General features: G+C 66.6%; 18 protein-coding genes. 12 read left to right on the top strand and 6 right to left on the bottom strand.

What is annotated here, in order from left to right; genetic code table 11:
• Positions 1–26: 26 nt before the first annotated feature.
• A complete protein-coding gene (locus tag A5771_RS08260) occupies positions 27–1,502 on the bottom strand; it encodes a cytochrome P450 (protein ID WP_064854719.1) in 1,476 nt (491 codons plus the stop codon).
• Between the two features lie 133 nt (positions 1,503–1,635).
• On the opposite strand from A5771_RS08260, the gene A5771_RS08255 reads away from it, so the two are divergent.
• The 7 genes from A5771_RS08255 to A5771_RS08225 all read left to right on the top strand — a co-directional run bounded on the left by A5771_RS08255 (position 1,636) and on the right by A5771_RS08225 (position 7,933).
• A complete protein-coding gene (locus A5771_RS08255) occupies positions 1,636–2,283 on the top strand; it encodes a TetR/AcrR family transcriptional regulator (RefSeq protein WP_064854718.1) in 648 nt (215 codons plus the stop codon).
• 61 nt (positions 2,284–2,344) lie between these two features.
• Entirely contained in the window at positions 2,345–3,217 is an 873-nt protein-coding gene (locus A5771_RS08250) for an SDR family oxidoreductase (RefSeq protein ID WP_064854717.1), read from the top strand.
• A gap of 436 nt (positions 3,218–3,653) precedes the next feature.
• Positions 3,654–3,893: a redoxin NrdH gene (locus A5771_RS08245; RefSeq protein WP_064854716.1), complete on the top strand. Its 240-nt coding sequence runs from the start codon at positions 3,654–3,656 to the stop codon at positions 3,891–3,893.
• Positions 3,894–3,948: 55 nt separating this feature from the next.
• Positions 3,949–4,416, top strand: a complete 468-nt coding sequence (gene nrdI, locus A5771_RS08240) for a class Ib ribonucleoside-diphosphate reductase assembly flavoprotein NrdI (RefSeq protein WP_064854715.1) — start codon at positions 3,949–3,951, stop codon at positions 4,414–4,416.
• On the top strand, positions 4,383–6,554 hold the full coding sequence (nrdE, locus tag A5771_RS08235; protein ID WP_064854714.1) for a class 1b ribonucleoside-diphosphate reductase subunit alpha: 2,172 nt from the start codon (positions 4,383–4,385) through the stop codon (positions 6,552–6,554). The genes nrdI and nrdE overlap by 34 nt, the downstream gene beginning before the upstream one ends.
• Positions 6,555–6,663: 109 nt before the next feature.
• A complete protein-coding gene (locus A5771_RS08230; protein ID WP_109401069.1) occupies positions 6,664–7,047 on the top strand; it encodes a VOC family protein in 384 nt (127 codons plus the stop codon).
• 151 nt (positions 7,048–7,198) lie between these two features.
• Positions 7,199–7,933: a hemerythrin domain-containing protein gene (locus A5771_RS08225; protein ID WP_064854713.1), complete on the top strand. Its 735-nt coding sequence runs from the start codon at positions 7,199–7,201 to the stop codon at positions 7,931–7,933.
• Between the two features lie 9 nt (positions 7,934–7,942).
• Here A5771_RS08225 and A5771_RS08220 read toward each other — a convergent pair whose 3' ends face one another.
• Together A5771_RS08220 and A5771_RS08215 are read right to left on the bottom strand one after the other, a co-directional pair.
• On the bottom strand, positions 7,943–11,299 hold the full coding sequence (locus A5771_RS08220) for a BTAD domain-containing putative transcriptional regulator (protein ID WP_165606176.1): 3,357 nt from the start codon (positions 11,297–11,299) through the stop codon (positions 7,943–7,945).
• 148 nt (positions 11,300–11,447) lie between these two features.
• Positions 11,448–11,834, bottom strand: a complete 387-nt coding sequence (locus A5771_RS08215) for a DUF5997 family protein (protein WP_064854711.1) — start codon at positions 11,832–11,834, stop codon at positions 11,448–11,450.
• Positions 11,835–11,862: 28 nt separating this feature from the next.
• Here A5771_RS08215 and A5771_RS08210 point away from each other — a divergent pair, with 28 nt between their 5' ends.
• On the top strand, positions 11,863–12,576 hold the full coding sequence (locus A5771_RS08210) for a LysR family substrate-binding domain-containing protein (RefSeq protein ID WP_064854710.1): 714 nt from the start codon (positions 11,863–11,865) through the stop codon (positions 12,574–12,576).
• A gap of 18 nt (positions 12,577–12,594) precedes the next feature.
• Here the strand turns inward: A5771_RS08210 and A5771_RS08205 are convergent, their stop codons facing one another.
• On the bottom strand, positions 12,595–13,776 hold the full coding sequence (locus A5771_RS08205) for an NAD(P)/FAD-dependent oxidoreductase (RefSeq protein ID WP_064854817.1): 1,182 nt from the start codon (positions 13,774–13,776) through the stop codon (positions 12,595–12,597).
• Positions 13,777–13,895: 119 nt separating this feature from the next.
• On the opposite strand from A5771_RS08205, the gene A5771_RS08200 reads away from it, so the two are divergent.
• A complete protein-coding gene (locus tag A5771_RS08200; protein WP_064854816.1) occupies positions 13,896–14,633 on the top strand; it encodes a TetR/AcrR family transcriptional regulator in 738 nt (245 codons plus the stop codon).
• A gap of 24 nt (positions 14,634–14,657) precedes the next feature.
• On the opposite strand, the gene A5771_RS08195 is transcribed toward A5771_RS08200, so the two are convergent.
• A complete protein-coding gene (locus tag A5771_RS08195; RefSeq protein WP_064854709.1) occupies positions 14,658–15,881 on the bottom strand; it encodes a PucR family transcriptional regulator in 1,224 nt (407 codons plus the stop codon).
• Between the two features lie 154 nt (positions 15,882–16,035).
• Here A5771_RS08195 and A5771_RS08190 point away from each other — a divergent pair, with 154 nt between their 5' ends.
• From A5771_RS08190 to nrdF, 3 genes are all read left to right on the top strand, one after another.
• Positions 16,036–17,991: a hypothetical protein gene (locus tag A5771_RS08190; RefSeq protein WP_064854708.1), complete on the top strand. Its 1,956-nt coding sequence runs from the start codon at positions 16,036–16,038 to the stop codon at positions 17,989–17,991.
• Positions 17,992–18,110: 119 nt separating this feature from the next.
• Positions 18,111–19,631: a flavin-containing monooxygenase gene (locus A5771_RS08185; RefSeq protein WP_064854707.1), complete on the top strand. Its 1,521-nt coding sequence runs from the start codon at positions 18,111–18,113 to the stop codon at positions 19,629–19,631.
• A gap of 107 nt (positions 19,632–19,738) precedes the next feature.
• The gene (nrdF, locus tag A5771_RS08180) at positions 19,739–20,713 is read left to right on the top strand and encodes a class 1b ribonucleoside-diphosphate reductase subunit beta (protein WP_207545406.1); all 975 of its coding nucleotides are present in this window, start codon (positions 19,739–19,741) and stop codon (positions 20,711–20,713) included.
• A gap of 102 nt (positions 20,714–20,815) precedes the next feature.
• Here the strand turns inward: nrdF and A5771_RS23315 are convergent, their stop codons facing one another.
• A complete protein-coding gene (locus A5771_RS23315; protein WP_165606175.1) occupies positions 20,816–20,953 on the bottom strand; it encodes a hypothetical protein in 138 nt (45 codons plus the stop codon).
• Position 20,954 lies beyond the last annotated feature (1 nt).

Raw genomic sequence — 20,954 nt, 5'->3', positions numbered from 1 at the left:
GCTCGCGGGAGTGGGGGGCTGCCGATCTACAACCGGCGCAACACGATCGGCATACCGTCCATCGGGATCGGCATGCCGCCGTAGTCCCAGCGCGGCTGGTAACCGGGCCGGGTCAGCTCCAGCCGGTAGCGGCGCAGCATCCGGTGCAGGATGGTCTTGACCTCCAGCCGCCCGTAGTTCATCCCAATGCACTTGTGCGCGCCGCCGCCGAACGGTGCCCAGGCGTAGCGGTGTTGCTTGTGCTCGGCACGCGGCTCCAGGAACCGCTCCGGGTCGAATTGACGCGGGTTGGTGTAAAGCTCGGGCAGCCAGTGGTTCATACCGGGCCAGGTGACGATGTTGGTGCCGGCCGGAACGTAATGCCCGAGCAGCTCGGTGTCGCGCACGGCCTGGCGCATGTTGAACGGCAGCGGAGTGACCAACCGCAGCGACTCGTCCATCACCAGGTCGAGGGTCTCCAGCTTCTCCAGCGACTCGATGTCCAGCGGTCCGTCGCCCAGTCGGGTGGACTCGTCGCGGGCACGCTCCTGCCACTCCGGGTGTGCGGCCAGGTGATAGGCCATCGTCGTCACCGTCGACGTGGTGGTGTCATGCGCGGCCATCATCAGGAAGATCATGTGGTTGACGATGTCCTGGTCGCTGAACGTGTTGCCGTCGTCGTCGGCGGTATGGCACAGCACCGACAGCATGTCGGCGCCCTCGACGCGCCGGCGTTCGGTCACCCGCTTGGCGAAGTAGTCCTCGAGCACCTTGCGGCCCTGCAGGCCCTGCCACCATTTGAACGGCGGTATCGAGGTGCGGATGATCGCTCCGCCCGCCCGGGTGGTCTGCTCGAACGCGTGGTTGACCGCGGTCACCAGCTCGTGGTCTTCGCCGGGTTCGTGGCCCATGAAAACCACCGCCGCCACATCGAGGGTGAGTTCCTTGGCCGCGGGGTGAAACAGGAACCGCGTATTGTCGATCGGCCAGTCGGCCACGATCCGGGTGATCACCCGGTCCATGTCCTCGACGTAGCTGGCCAGCCGCGGACGGGTGAACGCCCCCTGCATGATCCGCTTGTGATGCAGATGTTCGTCGAAGTCCAGCAGCATCAGGCCGCGGTCGAAGAACGGCCCGATCACCGGGATCCAGCCCGTGGTCGAGAAGTCCTTCTGCTTGTTGGTGAAGATGGCCTGGGTGGCGTCGGGTCCCAGCGCGACGATCGACGGCAGGATCGGCGACTCGGCGAAGTACACCGGGCCGTACTTCTTGTAGATGTGCAGCGGGAAGTCCGGACCTTGACGGAACATCTCGATGATGTGGCCGAGAACGGGCAGTCCGGAGTCGCCCATGATGGGCTTGAGCCCGCTGCCGACAGGGGGCTCGGCCAGCATCTTCTGCTTCCAGTCCACGGTCAGCAGCCGCTTCTCGATGGCGCCCATGCCGGGGATGGTGTTCAGCGTCGGGGTGAACCGGCGCCGAGCCTGGTCGAGAAGATACTGGGGGGTGGACATGGTCGTCATCGGCTGACTACCTCTCGGTCATGGCGTCACGGCGCGCGACGAGGTGTGGCGACTGTCACGCAACCACATCCTCAGATTAAAATTGACGCGTGTCAAGTTTGAATCCGGCGCGGCGTGGTGCAAGGTGCAAAGAATGAGTACCCGGCCCGACGCGGGCAGCCCGGCCACCGACGATGCGCCCCAGCGCCGCGGCGACAAGCAGCGGCAGGCGATTGTGCACGCCGTGCGGGAATTGTTGGAGGAGAAGCCGTTCGCGGAGCTGTCGGTCAGCACCATCAGCGACCGGGCCGGGGTGGCGCGCTCGGGCTTCTATTTCTACTTCGACTCCAAATACGCCGTGCTCGCCCACATCCTCGCCGAGGCGACTCAAGAGCTCGAAGAACTCACCCACTACTTCGCGCCGCGCGGTGCCGACGAATCGCCCGCGGCCTTCGCCGAACGGATGGTGGGCAGCGCGGCGGCGGTGTATGCCCACAACGATCCGGTGATGACGGCGTGCAGTTTGGCGCGCAACAGCGACGCCGAGATCCGCGAACTGCTCGACGCCCAGATCGACGCGGTGATCAACCAGATCGTCGGCGTGGTCAACGACGAGATCGCCGCCGGCACCGCCAACCCGATCAGCGATGACATCCCCGCCCTGGTGCGGACTTTGGCGGCCACCACCGCCTACATGCTCGCCGGTGACAGTGCCTTCCTGGGCGCCGACGGCGACGTGCCGCGTGGCGTGCGGGTGCTCGAGGCGCTGTGGCGCACCGCGCTGTGGGGTGGCTCGCGCTGATCGCCAGCGCGGCGGGGGATTGGATCATCTGCGTCCGGTACCGCCGGTATCGTCTGCAGCCATGACACGTGTAGCGGAGTACTACCGGGGCAAGCGGTGCTTCATCACCGGGGCGGCGAGCGGGATCGGTCGGGCAACCGCGTTGCGGCTGGCCGAGGTCGGCGCCGAGCTCTATCTGACCGACCGCAACGCCGAGGGGCTGGCCGAGACCGTCGCCGATGCGCGGGCCCTGGGTGCGCTGGTTCCCGAGCACCGGGTGATCGACATCGCCGATTACGACGACGTCGCCGCGTTCGGCGCCGAGATTCACGCGCGGCATGAGGCGATGGACGTCGTGATGAACATCGCGGGGGTGTCGGCGTGGGGGACCGTCGACCGGTTGACCCACCAGCAGTGGCGAAAGATGGTCGACATCAACCTGATGGGCCCGATCCACGTCATCGAGACGTTCCTGCCGCCGATGGTCGCCGCCGGCCGCGGCGGGCACCTGGTCAACGTGTCGTCGGCGGCCGGCATCGTCGCGCTGCCCTGGCATGCGGCCTACTCCGCCAGCAAGTACGGCCTGCGTGGCGTCTCGGAGGTGCTGCGGTTTGACCTGGCGCGTCACCGCATCGGGGTGTCGGTGGTGGTACCGGGTGCGGTGAAGACCCCACTGGTCAACACCGTGGAGATCGCCGGCGTCGATCGCGACGATCCGCAGGTGGAGCGCTGGGTGGGCCGGTTCGCCGGCCACGCGGTGACACCGGAGCGGGCGGCGGAGAAGATTCTGGCGGGGGTGGCCCGCAACCGCTACCTGGTCTACACCTCCGGCGACATCCGGGCGCTCTACGCGTTCAAGCGGCTGGCCTGGCTGCCCTACAGCGTGGCCATGCGACAGGTCAACGGGCTGTTCAGCCGCGCACTGCTCCCGTCCAAGAAGGCCCTGCACCGGTAGCGCGCGTCTGTGGAACGGGCCGCTGAGGCGGGCCGAACCGCTCCGATCGCGTCTTTGCTGGAACCCAGCCGGGTGTCGGGCGCCGGGGCGTCGTTGTCGGTGGGTGGTGGTAGACCTGTCGCTATGACGGCCCGGGATGGATTTTGTGACGTGCGACACGCCGGGGCGCTTGCGGCGACAGCCTTACAACCAGCGAATTTCATGAATGTCGTTCGGAACATCTTGTATGGCTTCTCAAGCCGACCCACTAGGTGTAGTGTTTCAAGCACCGACAGACCCCGGATCGCCCGGCTGGCCGGACTGCGGCGAACGGCATCGATGCGGTGCCCGGAGCTGCGGTGGAAGCTGGAAATTCCGGGCGTCGGCGGCCCGTTGAAAGTAGTACCTGATCTGTCATCTGTTCGTTGTCGACGATTCGCTGAGGAGTCTGGCGCCCATGAGCATCACCGTGTACACCAAGCCCGCGTGCGTGCAGTGCAACGCCACCTACAAGGCGCTGGACAACCAAGGCGTCGACTACGAGGTCGTCGACATCTCGCTGGACGCCGAGGCGCGGGACTACGTGATGGCGCTGGGGTACCTGCAGGCTCCAGTCGTCGTCGCCGGCGACGAGCACTGGTCGGGCTTCCGGCCCGACCGCATCAAGGCGCTGGCGCAGACCGCGCTCAGCGCGTAATCGGCCAGCGGGTCGGGTACGGGTGGAGTCTGACTGAGAGCTGAAGGGGGTCGCCGTGTCTGCGGATTCTGAATGCAGCCTGGTGTATTTCTCCTCGGTGTCGGAGAACACCCACCGCTTCGTGCAGAAGCTGCAGCTGCCGGCCATCCGGATTCCGCTGCACGGGCGCATCGAGGTGGACCACCCCTACGTGCTGGTGTTGCCGACCTACGGCGGCGGCCGTGGGACACCGAATATCGCTGACGACGCTGCGGGCGGCTATGTGCCCAAGCAGGTCATCGCCTTTTTGAACAACGAACACAACCGAGGCCTGCTGCGCGGCGTGATCGCCGCCGGCAACACCAACTTCGGTGCGGAGTTCTGCTACGCCGGCGACGTGGTCGCCCGCAAGTGCGGGGTGCCGTACCTATACCGATTCGAATTAATGGGAACCGACGAGGACGTACACGCCGTCCGCGCGGGCTTGGCCGATTTCTGGAAGGACGAGGCATGCCACCTACCGCTGCAACTGCAGAGCAGGTAACCGCCACCACCCGCAGCGCACCGGTGGGCGAGCTGGATTTCCACGCGCTCAACGCGATGCTCAATCTGTACGACAGTGACGGCAAGATCCAGTTCGACAAGGATGTGCTGGCCGCCCGTCAGTACTTCTTGGAGCACGTCAACCAGAACACGGTGTTCTTCCACAATCAGGACGAGAAGCTCGACTACCTGATCCAGAAGGACTACTACGAGCGCGAGGTACTCGACCAGTACTCGCGCAACTTCGTCAAGTCGCTGCTGGATCGGGCCTACGCCAAGAAGTTCCGGTTCCCGACGTTTCTGGGCGCCTTCAAGTACTACACCTCCTACACGCTGAAAACCTTTGACGGCAAGCGGTATCTGGAACGGTTCGAGGACCGGGTGTGCATGGTGGCGCTGACGCTGGCCGCCGGTGACACCAAGCTGGCCGAGCAACTGGTTGACGAGATCATCGACGGCCGTTTCCAGCCGGCCACCCCGACGTTCCTGAACTCGGGCAAGAAGCAGCGCGGCGAGGCGGTGAGCTGCTTCCTGTTGCGCATCGAGGACAACATGGAGTCGATCGGCCGCTCGATCAACTCCGCGCTGCAGCTGTCCAAGCGTGGCGGGGGAGTGGCCTTGCTGCTGAGCAACATTCGCGAGCACGGCGCGCCGATCAAGAACATCGAGAACCAGTCGTCCGGGGTCATCCCGATCATGAAGCTGCTGGAGGACTCGTTCTCCTACGCCAACCAGCTCGGCGCCCGCCAGGGTGCCGGTGCGGTGTACCTGCACGCCCACCACCCGGACATCTACCGGTTCCTGGACACCAAGCGGGAGAACGCCGACGAGAAGATCCGGATCAAGACGCTGAGCCTGGGGGTGGTGATCCCCGACATCACCTTCGAGCTGGCCAAGAAGAACGACGACATGTACCTGTTCTCGCCCTATGACGTCGAGCGGGTCTACGGCGTTCCGTTCGCCGACGTCTCGGTCAGCGAGAAGTACTACGAGATGGTTGATAACTCGGCGATCCGCAAGACCAAGATCAAGGCGCGGGAGTTCTTCCAGACCCTGGCCGAGCTGCAGTTCGAGTCCGGCTACCCCTACGTCATGTTCGAGGACACGGTGAACCGGGCTAACCCGATCGCCGGCAAGATCACCCACTCGAACCTGTGCTCGGAGATCCTGCAGGTCTCCACGCCGTCGGTGTTCAACGAGGACCTGTCGTACGCCAAGGTGGGCAAGGACATCTCCTGCAACCTGGGTTCGCTCAACATCGCCAAGGCGATGGACTCGCCCGACTTCGGCCAAACCATCGAGGTCGCCATCCGGGCGCTGACCGCGGTATCGGATCAGACCCACATCTGGTCGGTGCCGTCGATCGAACAGGGCAACAACCAGTCGCACGCCATCGGCCTGGGCCAGATGAACCTGCACGGCTACCTGGCCCGGGAGAGCATCCACTACGGGTCGGAAGAAGGTATCGACTTCACCAACATCTACTTCTACACCGTGCTCTACCACGCGCTGCGGGCGTCGAATCGCCTTGCGCTGGAACGGGGTCAGTCGTTCGTGGGGTTCGAGAAGTCCAAGTACGCCTCCGGCGAGTTCTTCGACAAATACCTCAACCAGGTGTGGGAACCCAAGACGGTCAAGGTGCGCCAGCTCTTCGCTGACGCCGGTATCCGGATCCCCGAGCAAAGCGATTGGCAGCGACTCAAGGAATCGGTTCAGGCGCACGGCATCTACAACCAGAACCTGCAGGCGGTTCCGCCGACCGGGTCGATCTCCTACATCAACCACTCGACGTCGTCGATCCACCCGATCGTGTCGCGAATCGAGATCCGCAAGGAAGGCAAGATCGGCCGGGTCTACTACCCGGCGCCGTACATGACCAACGACAACCTGGAGTACTACCAGGACGCCTACGAGATCGGCTACGAAAAGATCATCGACACCTACGCCGCGGCCACCCAGCACGTGGACCAGGGGTTGAGCCTGACGCTGTTCTTCAAGGACACCGCGTCCACCCGCGATGTGAACCGGGCGCAGATCTACGCCTGGCGCAAGGGAATCAAGACGCTGTACTACATCCGGCTGCGGCAGATGGCGCTGGAGGGCACTGAGGTGGAGGGTTGCGTCAGCTGCATGTTGTGACGGCTGGTTGAAACCAAGTTGCAGGCCAGGGAGATTGATCCCTGGCCTGCTTCCTTGTCTGGGGACGTTTTGCGCTCGATGAGGAGGCGGCGTCGATAGGGTGGGCGGCGTGACCCGGATCAGACCGTTCCTCATGTTCCAGGGCGGTACTGCCGCTGCGGCGATCGACAAGTACCTTGCTGCGTTCCCCGGCGCCTCGGTGGTGTCCTTGACCCCGCACCCCGAGCCGGCCACCGGCATCATGCTGGCCGAACTCGACCTGGCCGGGCTGCGCGTGCTGGTCAGCGACAGTGCCGTCAAAGACGCCTTCGACTTCACCCCGTCGACCTCGCTGTTCGTGGACGTCGCCGACCGCGTGGTGCTGGAACGGCTGGTGGCCGAACTGGGAGAGGGCGGCGCCACGCTGATGCCGCTCGGCGAGTACGGCTTCTCCACCGCCTTCGCGTGGGTCAACGACCGATTCGGGGTGTCCTGGCAGCTCAACCTGCCCTAGGCGGTATTCGGGCCGGCCTGGGGACTGCGGCCGATCTGCTCGGTGGGCAGCGCATCCTCGCGCAAGTCATCCACCAGTGGATTACCAGTGCGCTCTGCCATCGTTCGCGACGAGGACGCCGAATGGGCATCCCTGATGCAGAGGAGTCTTTGTGACCGAGTTGTTGCCCGGCCAGGCCGCCGCCCCCGAAGGGCCCGCTGACCTGCGGATGATGTACGTGATGCACCACGGTTTCCGGCGTGACCTCACACACTTCTGCGTCGCCGTGCGCCGCACACCGTTCTCCGACGGGCGCACCTGGCGCGCCCTGTTGGCGCGGTGGGACCTACTGTCCACCGTGCTGCACGATCACCATCACAAGGAGGACGTGGTGCTCTGGCCGCTGCTGCGCGAACGCGCCGAGTCCGACGGCGACGCTCACGCACTCACGGTGCTGGACGCCATGGGCACCGAACACGATCAGATCGACCCGCTGCTGCTCCGGGTGCGTGCCGGCCTCGAGGCGATGACGATCGGCGCCGGTACGCCCGATCGGGAGACGCTGACCTCATGCGTCGACGAGGCCTACGCCTGCCTCACCGGTCACCTCTCGCACGAGGAACGCGACGCGAACGCGGTGCTGCAGGCGCGGATTGGGGGCGAGGAGTGGGACCACCTCGAGCGGACGAAGCTGCGGGGCGGCATGAGCGCCCGCGAGCTCACGCAGATGCTGCCCTGGGCTTTTAAGGACCTCCCGGACCCGGTGGCCTCCGAGCTGCTCGCCGAGGCTCCGCTACCCCTTCGGGCGATGCTGCGGATCGGGCGGCGCCGTTTCCAGCGGCTCGACGACGCTGCGTTCGTCGCGGTTCCGTCGGGCACGACCGTGGGCACCACCTTGGTGCGCTGAACCAACCGATCAGAAGCGGTGCCGGCGCCGCATTTCGCTGATCCGTGCCTCGATGCGCGGCAACCGCCAGCGGCTGGCCTGGTCGGCCGCCGCGTCCGCATACGCGGCGGCCGCTGTGGCATCCCCGGTGACCGCGGCCCCGTAGGCCAGGAACAGGTCTACCGGGCCGAGAGCCGCCGCGGTCCCCGCGCTCGCCATCCGCCCCGAGTAGTCCCGCAGGTAGCCGAAGGCGTCCGCAGCGAGATCCGGGCGGTCGAGTTCCAACGCGATCTCGCAACTCATCGCGGCAAACACGGATCCGAGGAAGGTGTGGCGTTCTGCGGGCAGCGAATGAGTCTCGACGAAGGCCGCCGCGCGTTCCCGCTCGCCGGCGCGCAGCAGCATCAACGCCACCGTCGACGCGGCCGGAATCCGGCTGTCCTGGAGGAACCCGTCCAGCATCGGCAACGACTCGGCTGCGCGGTCCGCGTGCAGGCACGCCAGCGCGGCCGCCACCTGGGCCGCCTCGAAGACGTTGGGGGTCCGCACTTCGACCGCCAGCTCGTGCAGCCGCAGCACCGACGCGACCGCGGCATCGTCGTCGCCGGCCATCGCGTGCCAGGGCGCGGCGACGGTGTGCAGTACCACTTCGGCGGTGCCAAGCCCGGCCGAGCGCAGCCGGCTGGTGAGCGCTCGGATACCGGACCACACCGTGTCGGCGTCGCCGAACTCGTTGGCCAAGCCGGTGGCCAGCGTCGCGACCATCATCTCCAAGCGCGGATCACCCAGCAGCTCGACGTCCGCCCGGGCGAGCCGCAGGTACTCGGCCCGGGACGCCGCCGCATCCGGTCGGAACCGCGCAACGTACGCGCCCAGCTGCACCGACACCCGGACCCGCGGATCGTCGATCGGGCGCGCCACGTCCAGTGCCTCGGCGACCAGGGCGTCGATCCGATTCATGTCTCCGGAATAGAACAGCTCCATGGCCAGCGTCAGCAGCGCCCGACTGCGCACCGCGGTCCGGCGGGACGGCAGCTGCGGCAGCACCTCGGTGAGCGCGTCGACCACCGGGGCGTGCACCTCGCCGTAGGACCTGACCTGCCACAGCGCACCATCGAGGTTGGCGGACAGGGTTCGTGCCGCCAGCTCCGCGGTGGCGCTCCGGTCGTCCGGATCGCCGAGCCGGCCGACCAGCAGCGTCGCGGCATCCACGCAGTCCGAGACTCCCTGCCAATCACCTGACCACCGGTACGCGTCGGTGGCCAGCATGAGCAGTTCGTAGCGTTCCCGGGCCGACGCCGTGCGGTCGCTCCGTTGCAGGTCCAACGCCAGGACCAGATGCGCCGCCTCTTCGTCGTAGTGGGCACCGGCCCGCGCGTACTGCGCGGTCTCGACCAGCATGCGCCAACCGGTGCCGGAGTCCGCCGGCGCGGCGCCGCGCAGGTGGTGCTGCACCGATGCCCGCACATCAGCCCGATTCAGGTCGCCGTTCGCGGCGACCTCGGCGGCGCGCCGGTGCAGGTCCGCGCGCACATCCCCGGCCAACGACCGATGGATCACCTCTTGCACGATCACGTGGCCGAACCGGAATCCGACACCGGTGTCGGCCACGATCCCGGCCCGGCGCGCGGGCTCCAGGAGTTCGATCGTTCGCCCGGGGTTCGTGTCCGTCATCCCGGCGAGATCCACGGTCTGAAACGTCGTTCCGAGCACACTGGCCGCGCGTAACGCCTCGACCGTCTCGGCGGGGAGCGACCCGACTCGCTCCAGCACCACGTCCGCGAGGGTGCCGCTGGGTGCGCCCGCACTCTGCAGCAGTTCCACCAGATACAGCGTGTTCCCACCGGTCCGGTGCCACAGCGCGTGCGCACGGTCATCGCCGATGGCTGATCCGGCTACCGCTTCCGCCAGCGGTTCCACCGCGTCGACCGGAAGCGGGCCCAACTCGATCCGGCTGCCCTGCCCGCGGGCGCTCGCACGCAGGAATCGTTGCAGTTCAGAGCCTTCTGCGGGGTCCGGCCGGGTGGTTGTGATCACCAGGAGCCGTTGATCGGTGAGCCGCTCGATCAGCGCCGTCAGCGCCCGGATCACCACCGGACCGGCCCAGTGCAAGTCCTCGATGACCAGGGCCGTCGGCACCGTCGATGCGGATTCCGTGGTCATCCGCACGGCCAGGTCGCGCAGCGTGAACTCGGAACCGGAGGTCAGCTCCTCGTAGAGGACCGTGGTCGGGCGGCCCGAAATCCCGGCCAGCGCCTCCGCCAGCGGCCACAGTTCCGGTTGGTCGGTGTCCCGGCAGCGCCCCACCCCGATCCGGAAGCCAAGCGTGGCCGCGTCCTCCGCGAACGCGTTCAGCAGCCGGGTCTTCCCGGCGCCGGGCTCGCCCACGACGACGGTGACGCCGGGCGTCCCCGCCGCGGCGGCCTCCGCCTCGGCCCGGAGCCGGCGCCGTTCCGGTGCGCGTCCCACCAGCGGCCAACGCGGTCGTGCGAAGGGGGCCGGGCGCGGTGTCTGCTCGGCGCTGGGCGTTGTGGTGATGGAAGCCGGCCCGCGAGCCGTCGAGCCAGGCGACGGCGCCGGCCACCCGAGCGAAGGGTCACGGCGCAGAATCGCGCTCTGTAGGGCGCGGACCGCCTCGCTGGGATCGAGTCCCAGCTCGTCGGCCAGTTCGGCCCGCAGGGTCTGCAGCGCGGCGAGCGAGTCGGGCAGTCGCCCGCAGCGGAAGAGGGCGACCGCCCACAGCGACCACCAACGTTCGTGCAGCGGATTCTCGGCGCACAGGGCAGCGAGCTCACCCACCACCTCGTCGTGTTCGCCGATCGCCAGGCCGGCGACGATCCGCAGTTCCCGGGCGGCGGCCCGTAAGTCGGCGAGCCGCACCCGCTCTGCGACCGCGTCCGGGTCGTCGCCGAGTTCCGGATAGGGTTCGCACCGCCAGTAGGACAGTCGGTCGTCGAGCGCCATCGCAACCCGTGCGATCCGCTCGGCGGCGTGTCCAGCCGCGGACGGACGATCGAAGTCGACGAGTTCGGTCAACGTGGCGCGCGCCGCGGTCACCGTCTGCTGCAGGGCGACATCGTCGCGTTCAATCGCCGGGATGCGCAGCGCGTAGCCAGCGTGCTCCCGAACAAGTACCGTCGCCGTCTGGCGAGGACCGCGCCCAGGCTCCAGGACGCGGCGCAACTTGCCGATGTAGCTGTGCAGGGTGGCTGTCGCCGAGGCGGGCGGTGACTCGCCCCACACCCGATTGGCGAGTGTCTCGACCGAGACCCGCTCGCCCTGTGCCAGGGCGAGCGCTGCGATCACGGCGCGCTGCCGGGGCGTCCCCAGGTCAACGGGCGCGTCGTCCCGCAGGACGCGGATCGGCCCGAGGACAGCCAAATTCACGCCGATGATGCTACCGGCGGGATCGGTGTGCCTGGTCTCAGTGATGTCCAACCACTGGTTTCCTCACCTTTGCGCGGAACCCACGGCGCCGCAACGTGTCTCGTAACTCGACGGGAATATCTGCTGCTGACTGCGCGGAAGTGCTGATTCAGCCCTGGCGAGTTTGGTCGGCACGCAACGCCTTATTGCGCCGCTGCTCGCGCAGGACTTCCTGGTAGTTCTCACGTTCGGCGACCAGCCACTCCGGCTTGTCCTCGAGCAGCGCGACGATCTGCTCGGTGGTCAACGCATTCTCCATGCCGCTACGAGTGAGACCGGAGATCGAGATGCCCAGCTTGGCTGCCACCAGGTTCTTCGGGTGCGGCCCGTTCTTGCGCAGGTCCTTGAGCCACTGGGGCGGTTCGGCCTGCAGGGCCGCGAGCTCGGTGCGGGTGATCGGGTTCTCCTGGAACTCTGCGGGTGTGGCGGGCAGGTACACGTCCAGCTTCTTGGCCGCCGTGGCGGGTTTCATGGACTGTGCGTTCGGCCTGCTCATGGCGCCAGCCTATCGGTAGCCTGATGCGGTGAATCCGCCTTCTCTCACGCTCGGCTACGTCCCCGGCGGGACGCCCGCAAAGTGGGCACGAGTCTGGGGACAGCGGCATCCGGACGTCCCGTTGCTGCTGCACACCGTTGAAGCCGCCGACGCGGCCGCCGCGGTGCGGGCCGGCACTGTCGATGTGGCGCTGCTGCGGCCGTTGTCCGACACCGCCGGGCTGGCTGTCATTCCGCTCTACGAGGAGACGACGGTGGCCGTGGTGTCCAAGGACCACGTCTTCAATGCCGTCGACGAGATCACCTCGGCGGATCTCGTTGACGAGCCGCTGCTGCTGCCACTCGACGACGTCGTTGCCTGGGCGGACGCGCCCGGCAAGCCGATCGACCACCGCCCTGAAACCACCCAGGACGCAATAGAACTCGTCGCAGCCGGGCTGGGCGCACTGATCGTTCCGCAGTCGTTGGCGCGGCTGTATCACCGCAAGGACCTGGCCTACCGTCCGATCAGCGATGCGCCCACCTGTCCGGTGTCGCTCGCTTTCGCCGAAGGCCCGCAGATGGTGCTCGTTGAAGAGTTCGTCGGCATTGTGCGCGGCCGCAAACCCGGTTCATCGCGGGGGCAGTCCCAGCCGGCACCCAAACGCAGCGCGCGGGAGAAGACCCTTGCCAAGCAGGCCGCCCGAGCTGCTGCCGGCAAAGTCGCCCGCAAGCCAGGTGGGGCCCAGCGCGGTCGACGCTGAGATAGCCCGCCGCGCGGCTCAGTAGGTGTGCGACGGCCCCTGCTGGCCCCGGTACAGCCGGGCCAACAGCACGTCGCGGAAGCGCGCGTTGTCCAGCAGCTTGAGGCCCGCGTTGGCCACCGCCGGCCGACCGGCCAGCTTGTGGAAGAACCGCCCACGCCGGTACTCCCGGCCCCAGGCGGCCTGCATCCGCTGGGCGTAGTTGGTGAAGTCGTCTGGGCCGCCGTTGGTCAACGCCGCGACCGCGCACTCACCGGCGGCCAACCCCGATTCCAGCGCCTTGGAGATCCCGGCGCCCGAGGTCGGCCGGCCCGCACCCAACGAGTCGCCGGTGAACAGCACGCCCGGCCGCCACGGCGGCCACGCGGTGAAACCCATCGGCAGCCGCCAGGCCCGCACCGTCTTGGACTTTTTCAGCTCGGTGATCGACGGCAGCTCCCAGTCCCGCGGCAGGGTCTCCAGGAATTCGCCGAGGAACTGGGTGGCGTTGATCGCCTGCCAGTTCTTGTAGCTGTTGACATAGCCCAAGCCGATGTTGACCCGGCCGCCGCCCAGCGGGAACACCCAGCCGTAGCCGGGCAGCTGGTCGCCCTGGAACATCAGCTTCAGGTAGATGTCGAGGGAATCGACGTCGGGACGCACCGCCGGCATCTCGGCGCGGATCGCGATCGCCGAATAGCCGTTGTAGGCAGAATCCAGTTTCAGCGCCCGCTTGATCGGCGAGTAGGCGCCGTCGGCGGCGATCACCGCATCGGCCAGCACCTTCTCCCCGCTCTTGAGCAACACCCCGACCACCCGGCCGGTGTCGTCCAGCACCGGTCCGGCGGCCTCGGCAGACTGGCGGACCTGCGCCCCGGCCGACTCGGCGTGCTTGAGCAGCAGAGTGTCCAGCTCGGGCCGGCGCGCGACGTAGCCGTGATCGGGCATCCCGGGGCGGCGCGGAAACGACAGCTCCCACTCGCTGGGGCTGAACACCTTCACCCGGTTGACCTGGTGGAATTTGTCGACCTCTTCGGCCAGCCCCATCTTCTGCAGATAGCTGACCGCACGGGCGGTAAGCCCGTCACCGCACGGCTTGTCGCGTGGGAAGTCGGCCTTGTCCAGGACGACGACGTTCGCACCGGCCTGGCGGGCCTGCCAGGCCGCCGCCGACCCCGCCGGGCCGCCGCCGACGATGGCCAGGTCGAATCGTTGGGTCACCACATCTCGTCTCAAATATGCGCGTTTTTGCACCGCGGGAACTGTCTACCGATGCTAACGGACCAGTTCACCGCGCGGTTGCCCCAGGTCAGCCGCGGCAAGGCGGTAAGGTGCTTGACGTGCGCGGAACGAGCAGGCCCAAGCCGGCCGACAACGGCGGGCAGAAGGTCGATGCGCGCAGTGAGCGTTGGCGCGAACACCGCAAGAAGGTCCGCGGCGAGATCGTCGAGGCCGCCTTCGGCGCGATCGACCGGTTCGGTCCCGATGTGAGTGTGCGCCAGATCGCCGAGGAAGCCGGTACCGCCAAGCCCAAGATCTACCGTCACTTCACCGACAAGGACGATCTGTTCGAGGCGGTCGGGACCCGGCTGCGCGACGACCTGTGGGCAGCGATCTTCGCCTCCATCGACGTCGCCACCAACTCGCTGCGCGACATCATTCAGCGCAGCGTCGAAGAGTACGTAACGCTGGTCGACGAGCACCCCAATGTGCTGCGGTTTTTCCTCCAGGGGCGGGTGCGCGCGCAGTCCCGGTCGACGATGCGCACCCTCAACGAGGGCCGGACGATCACGCTGGCGATGGCCGAGATGCTCGGCAACGAACTCCAGGAGCTGGACCTCAACCGCGGGGCGCTGGAGCTGGCGGCGTTCGCGGCATTCGGTGCGGCGACCTCGGCCACCGACTGGTGGCTGGGCCCCGAACTGGACAGTCCGCGCCGCATGCCCCGCGACACCTTCGTGGAGTACTTGACGACGATCATGATCAACGTCGTCAACGGCACCGCCCAGAACCTCGGCATCGCGATGGACCCCGATCAGCCGATCCACGAGGCCGCCCGGCGTGAACCGGTCGCCTGAGCTGTCGTCACGCGACCTGCGGCGCTAGGCACCCCGCCAGCGCAGCGCCTCCAATGCCACCGCCACCCGAACGCTGTTGTCGGCCAACGGCATCGGTAACAATTCGTCGGCGCGAGCGATCCTGCGCAGCAACGTATTTCGGTGCAGGAACATCCGTTCTGCTGCGCGTGAGGCGTTGCACTGCTGATGGATGAACGTCAGGGCAGTTTGCTGTAACTCGGCATCAGCCGTCGCGAAGTCGCCGAGCGTATGCGTGATGAACCGGTCCGCCTGTTCGGGTTCGGCGCTGATCAGGGCCACCAACTCGATATCGGTGAAGCGCGCGACGCGCTGGGTGGACCCCAGCCGCATCATCATGCGTTGCGTGGTGACGGCGTCGAGATGGCTGCGCCGGAATCCGTCTATGCCGGCAGCTGTCGTCCCGACCGCGATCTGCACCCCGGGAAGGTTGTCCACTGCAGCAGCGACACCCGGGAGGTCCGGGCCTGCGGGACCGGGTATCCACACCCATTGTGTGACTGCGCTCGCCAGCACCGACAAGGCGCGCTGGCCGCCCTCGGTGCTGGTCAGCGCCTCGGCCGCCGCGTCCAGGTCGGCCAGGTTGGTGGTGGACTGGTCCCCCCAGATCACGGCGGCGGTGTGGTTCTGCTCCAGCCGGTAGCCCAGCCGGCTCTCGGCGCGCTGCCTGGTGATCGCCGCACCGTCCAGGATCAGCGCGACGGTCTCCCGACGCTCGGCGTGGGTGCCCCGGGTGAGCGCCTCGCGTTCCATCTGCATCTGTTTGCCGATTCCGGCGATGGTGGCATCGATGAACGACGTGAGGGACCGGGAGGTCACGTCGAGCAGTTCGCATAGTTCGTCGGCGTCGCGGGTGAGGGAGAAGGCGGTCTGCATCCAGGACCGCCACGCCACATTCGTGCCCACCCGGTAGGCGTCGAGAACTGCCGATTCATCCAGGCCGCGGCGGAACCCGTCGCGGACGATGAGCAGTGCCTCCGTCGAGAGGTTGGCCGCTACCGGCTCGCCGGGGTGGCTGAGATTGGCGGCCGCCCAGTGCATCAGGTTGGACCGATTGCTGCGGCGGATGCCTTCGGCGAGAACCGGATCCGAGGCGATGGCCTGTGTGTACACGGCCGACAGGGTGGCTTCGTGAAGCTCGTCGAGGGCCTCCGGGGGAGCGCTGACCATGACTTGGGCGGTCTGCTGGATCAGCTCGCATACCCGCTCGGAGGGGCGCTCCCAGTCCATCGACCGAGCGTAGCGCGGTGGTGCAATGTGCATCTATCGATAGGTTAACTCGGTGCGAATCGCTCTTTCTTCTGAGATCCGGCGCAGCGAACAATCAGGTCGCTATCAGGTGACAGCCGTCACAGCGCACCTTGACCACACACCGGAGGACCACATGTCGCGCATCGGATCCACCCAACGCGCTGCCGTCGAGCGCGCCAACGAGAAAGCCGCCCAGCGGCGCCGGCTGCGGCAACGGCTGCGTGTCGTCGCCGCCACGGCACCGGGAGCGGTGGCCGGGGCGCTGGCGATGACGTTGGCGACCCCGCATGCGGTCGCCGCGACGGGGCCGACGGCTGCCATGCAGTCGATCATCGATCAACTGCTCGATGCACAGCAGCAGGTGTACGACACGAACAGCCAGTATCCGTTCATCATTCCGTCGGATCTTGACTCGCTGCCGCAGTACATCCAGGGCCTGGCAGCCACCGAGCTGGTGTTGCAGTACGGCGAAATGTTCAACCCCAATACCGGAATCCAGTGGCTGCTCGGGTTCCCGTGGGACGCCAACTCAGCCGACCCGGGACAGTTCTACATCCTGGTAAACCCCGACAATCAGTACGGCGTCATCCCGATCAGCTCGGACGGCACGTACACGATGACGGTCCATCCCGGTCCTGGCAGCCTCGACGTGTCGTTCACGACGCTGTCCGGCACGATCGGCTCTCAGCAGGGCTACCTGCCGACCGGCCAGGTGCTCAGTCTGTCCGGGGCAACACCGAATGCCGACGGCAGCTACACGATCACCTTCAGCCCGACGCCGCACGACGGGAACTGGATCGACACCACCGGTGCCGAAACCATGCTTATTCGCAACTCCATCGGTGACGCGGGACTGCCGCACGACTTCTTCTCGCTCCAGCAGGAGGGCGTTGCGCCGACCTACCACCTGCCTTTCCTCTCCGACGAGCAGCTGACGACGCTGTTGAGCAACGTCGCCAGGGATATTCCCACCACCAACGCCGACGCCGTCTACTACGACCAGACCGCGATCCCGAACAAGCTCCCGCTCAACTGGATGACACCGGTCGCATCGTCCACCACCGCGATCAACGGACTCATGCCCGGTCAATACAGCACGATGGGACACTTCCGGCTGGATGACGACGAGGCATTGATCGTCAAGGTGCCCAACCTCGACGCCCGGTACTCCGGCCTTGAGCTGGCCAACGCGTGGGGGCAGAACGTCCCGATCGTGACCGCGCAAGGCAGCCTGAACAGCACCCAGACGTTCGAGGATCCCGACGGCTACACCTACTACGTCATCAGCGCCAAAGACCCTGGCGTCGCCAACTGGATCGACACCGGTGGCCTCGTCAACGGAATGCTCGGAATCCGCTGGCAGGGCGTGGAGGGCAATCCGACGGGTTCGCCGACGTTTTCCCAAGTGGTGAACGTCGCCGATGTCAAGGATTACCTGCCGGCCGATCATCCCCTTGTCAGCCCCGAAGAACAAGCGGCGCTGCTGCACGAGCGCCTGTTCAATTGGAACTACAACCAGGACCAGGACCACGACATCTCCTGGCTGGGCGCCAACCTCCTGCGCTACCAGGTTATGGCCGCAATGGGCGAGGAGAACTTCGAGAAGATCTTCGGCAGCCAGGTTGACGCACCGACCGTCTGGGACCGGATGAGCGACCCCGCGCTGATGCCGAACCTGGACGCCGTCTCTTCGGAGTTCTTGACCAACCCGGCCGGTGCCATGGCGGCGTTCGTCGGCAATATGCCGTTGGCGGTCAAAGACATCGAGATGCCGATGCTGCTGGCCATGATGAGCTCGAAGGCTGTCGTGGACCAGACCTGGCAGGGTTTGCAGGGCGACTTCAGCTCCGGTGATTGGACGCAGGCGTTAACCACGCTGACCGGTGGTATGGAAAGGCTCGGGTCGGTGTTCGAACTGGCCTGGGACGACCCGACCGCCGGCATCATCGCGGGCCTGCTCAATGCACGCGACGACATGTCGACCGGAATCCTGAACGCCGGCAACAGCTTCGACCTGAGCGGGTACGCGCCGCTGATGGAGTCACTGGTCGATCTGAACAACCAGGTGACAGCAGCCCTCATGGGCTGAGCGTCCTAACCGCCGTGCCGCCTTCCCGCACGACCCTGCGGGAAGGCGGCGCGGGCGTTGACGGACTCAGGTCCGGCAAACACACTGAACATCGATACCCGAAAAGGGAGGGACGCGTGATGACGCTGACCGATCACACCGCTGAGGACGCCGGCCAACGTGCACCGGTTGTGCATACCCGGGCGCTCATCATCGGGACCGGATTCTCCGGGCTCGGCATGGCCATCGCGCTGCAGAAGCAGGGCGTGGACTTTCTGATCCTGGAGAAGGCCGGCGACATCGGCGGCACTTGGCGCGACAACACTTATCCAGGCTGCGCCTGCGACGTCCCGTCACATCTGTACTCCTTCTCCTTCGAGCCGAAGGCCACCTGGAGCAAACTGTTCTCGCCGCAGCCGGAGATCCTGGACTACCTCAAGGGTGTCACCGACAAGTACGACCTGCGCCGCCACATCCGGTTCGGTTCGCACGTCGACCGGGCGCACTGGGATGACGACGAATTCCGCTGGCATGTGTTCACCGCCGGCGGCCAGGAGTATGTCGCCCAGTTCTTGATCTCCGGGGCCGGGGCGTTGCATCTCCCGCGGCTGCCCGAGATCGAGGGCATGGACGAATTCGCCGGTGCGGCTTTTCATTCCGCGCGGTGGGACCACGATGTCGAGCTGGCCGGCAAACGGGTGGCGGTGATCGGCACCGGCGCCAGCGCGATCCAGATCGTGCCCGAGCTGGTTCGCGATGACGCGGAGGTAGCTCAGGTGCAGTTGTATCAGCGCACCCCGCCCTGGGTGGTGCCGCGGCCGAACAGCCCGTTCCCGAAGGCGGTGCTGACCGCGTTCTCGAGGGTCCCGGGCCTGCGCCGCGGCGTGCGTACGGCGATCTACTGGGGGCTGGAAGGCCTCGGGTTCGCCATGACCAGGCGGCCCAGCCTGCTACGGGCAGTCGAGCTGGTCGGCCGGTGGAACATCCGACGAAACGTCCCCGACAAGGAGCTGCGCCGCAGACTCACCCCGCGCTACCGGGCCGGTTGCAAGCGAATCCTCTACGCGCCCAACTATTACCAGGCGGTCGCCAATCCGAAGGCGGAGCTGATCACCGAGCGCATCGAGCGGATCACCCACGGCGGGATCGTCACCGCCGACGGTATCGAGCACCCATGCGACGTCATCATCTACGCCACCGGCTTCCACGTCACCGACTCCTACACCTACGTCGACGTCAAGGGCCCGGGCGGGGTGGACCTGGTGGACCGCTGGAACCGCGAGGGGGTGGTGGCGCACCGCGGCATCGCGGTCGCCGATATGCCCAACCTGTTCTTCCTGCTGGGACCCAACACCGGGCTGGGACACACCTCGGTGGTGTTCATGATCGAGTCGCAGATCCACTACGTCGCCGAAGCGATCAGCGCGGTGGATGCGGCCGGGGCGCAGGCGCTGGCGCCCAGCCGTGCCGCCCAGGACCGCTTCAACGCCGGACTGCAGCGCCAGCTGGGCGGGTCGGTGTGGAACACCGGCGGCTGCAACAGCTGGTACCTCGACGAGCACGGGGTCAACCGCACGCTGTGGAGCGGCATGACGTGGCAGTACTGGCGGGCCACCCGTAAGCTGCGGCCGGATGAGTACCACTTCTCTGGAGTCGGCTGAGGCGACACGCAGACACAACTTCTTGTGTTGCCACGGGTTGTCGGCCCCCAGGGGTAGTGTCAGTGGCCTATAACGGCCTAGCTTCCCGCGGGTGAAATGGGGTTGTGGTGAGCGAAAAATTGAAGCTGATCGACCGGGTCTCAGCGATCAACTGGAACCGGGTCCAAGACGACAAGGACCTCGAGGTCTGGGACCGGCTGACCGGAAACTTCTGGCTACCCGAGAAGGTGCCGGTTTCCAACGACATCCCCTCTTGGGGGACGCTGACCGATCAGGAGCGGCAGCTCACCATGCGGGTGTTCACCGGCCTGACGCTGCTGGACACCATTCAGGGCACCGTCGGCGCGGTCAGCCTGATCCCCGACGCGCTGACCCCGCACGAGGAAGCGGTCTACACCAACATCGCGTTCATGGAGTCCGTGCACGCCAAGAGCTACAGCCAGATCTTCTCCACGCTGTGCTCGACCAACGAGATCGACGAGGCCTTCCGCTGGTCGGAGGAGAACACCAACCTGCAGCGCAAAGCGGCCATCGTCATGCAGTACTACCGTGGTGACGAGCCGCTCAAGCGCAAGGTGGCCTCCACGCTGCTGGAGAGCTTCCTGTTCTACTCCGGGTTCTACCTGCCGATGTACTGGTCGAGCCGAGGCAAGCTGACCAACACCGCCGACGTGATCCGGCTGATCATCCGCGACGAGGCGGTGCACGGCTACTACATCGGCTACAAGTTCCAGCGCGGGCTGGCCGCCCTGGACGAGGCCAAGCGCCAAGAGCTCAAGGACTACACCTACGAGCTGCTCTTCGAGCTCTACGACAACGAGGTCGAATACACCCAGGACCTCTACGACGGGGTCGGGCTGACCGAGGACGTCAAAAAGTTCTTGCGCTACAACGCCAACAAGGCGCTGATGAACCTCGGCTACGAGGCGTTGTTCCCGCGCGACGAGACCGACGTCAACCCGGCGATCCTGTCGGCGCTGAGCCCCAACGGCGATGAGAACCACGACTTCTTCTCCGGTTCGGGGTCGTCGTACGTGATCGGCAAGGCCGTCATCACCGAGGATGAGGACTGGGAGTTCTGAGGCGTTCTTGCTGAAGTAATTCTCGTCGGCGCGGCGGTATTCTTGCTGCATGGAAACGCCGGCAGCCAGTTCCGATGCTTTGCGGGTCACTAATGGCGGCCTTCATGCGGAGGCGAGTTGGTGCGAATCGTTGGCGGCCAGGCTGGCCGCCAACAACGCGCCGTTCGGATCGGCGACCTCCGGGCTTGCCAGCGCGGCGGCGGTCAACACCGCCAACTCCGTGGTTGTCGCGGCCGGCACC

This window comes from Mycolicibacter sinensis, assembly GCF_001667375.1.
Taxonomy (GTDB): domain Bacteria; phylum Actinomycetota; class Actinomycetes; order Mycobacteriales; family Mycobacteriaceae; genus Mycobacterium; species Mycobacterium sinense_A.
The sequence above is the reverse complement of the archived record's forward strand: the minus strand, read 5'-3'. Positions and strand labels throughout refer to the sequence as shown.

Excerpts from the sequence above, each read along its gene's own strand:
- A5771_RS08245 (WP_064854716.1), top strand. The coding sequence starts at position 3,654 with ATGAGCATCACCGTGTACACCAAGCCCGCGTGCGTGCAGTGCAACGCC.
- nrdE (WP_064854714.1), top strand. The coding sequence starts at position 4,383 with ATGCCACCTACCGCTGCAACTGCAGAGCAGGTAACCGCCACCACCCGC.
- A5771_RS08195 (WP_064854709.1), bottom strand. The coding sequence starts at position 15,881 with ATGGACTGGGAGCGCCCCTCCGAGCGGGTATGCGAGCTGATCCAGCAG.
- A5771_RS08250 (WP_064854717.1), top strand. The coding sequence starts at position 2,345 with ATGACACGTGTAGCGGAGTACTACCGGGGCAAGCGGTGCTTCATCACC.
- A5771_RS08255 (WP_064854718.1), top strand. The coding sequence starts at position 1,636 with ATGAGTACCCGGCCCGACGCGGGCAGCCCGGCCACCGACGATGCGCCC.
- A5771_RS08185 (WP_064854707.1), top strand. The coding sequence starts at position 18,111 with ATGACGCTGACCGATCACACCGCTGAGGACGCCGGCCAACGTGCACCG.
- A5771_RS08260 (WP_064854719.1), bottom strand. The coding sequence starts at position 1,502 with ATGACGACCATGTCCACCCCCCAGTATCTTCTCGACCAGGCTCGGCGC.
- A5771_RS08190 (WP_064854708.1), top strand. The coding sequence starts at position 16,036 with ATGTCGCGCATCGGATCCACCCAACGCGCTGCCGTCGAGCGCGCCAAC.
- A5771_RS08215 (WP_064854711.1), bottom strand. The coding sequence starts at position 11,834 with ATGAGCAGGCCGAACGCACAGTCCATGAAACCCGCCACGGCGGCCAAG.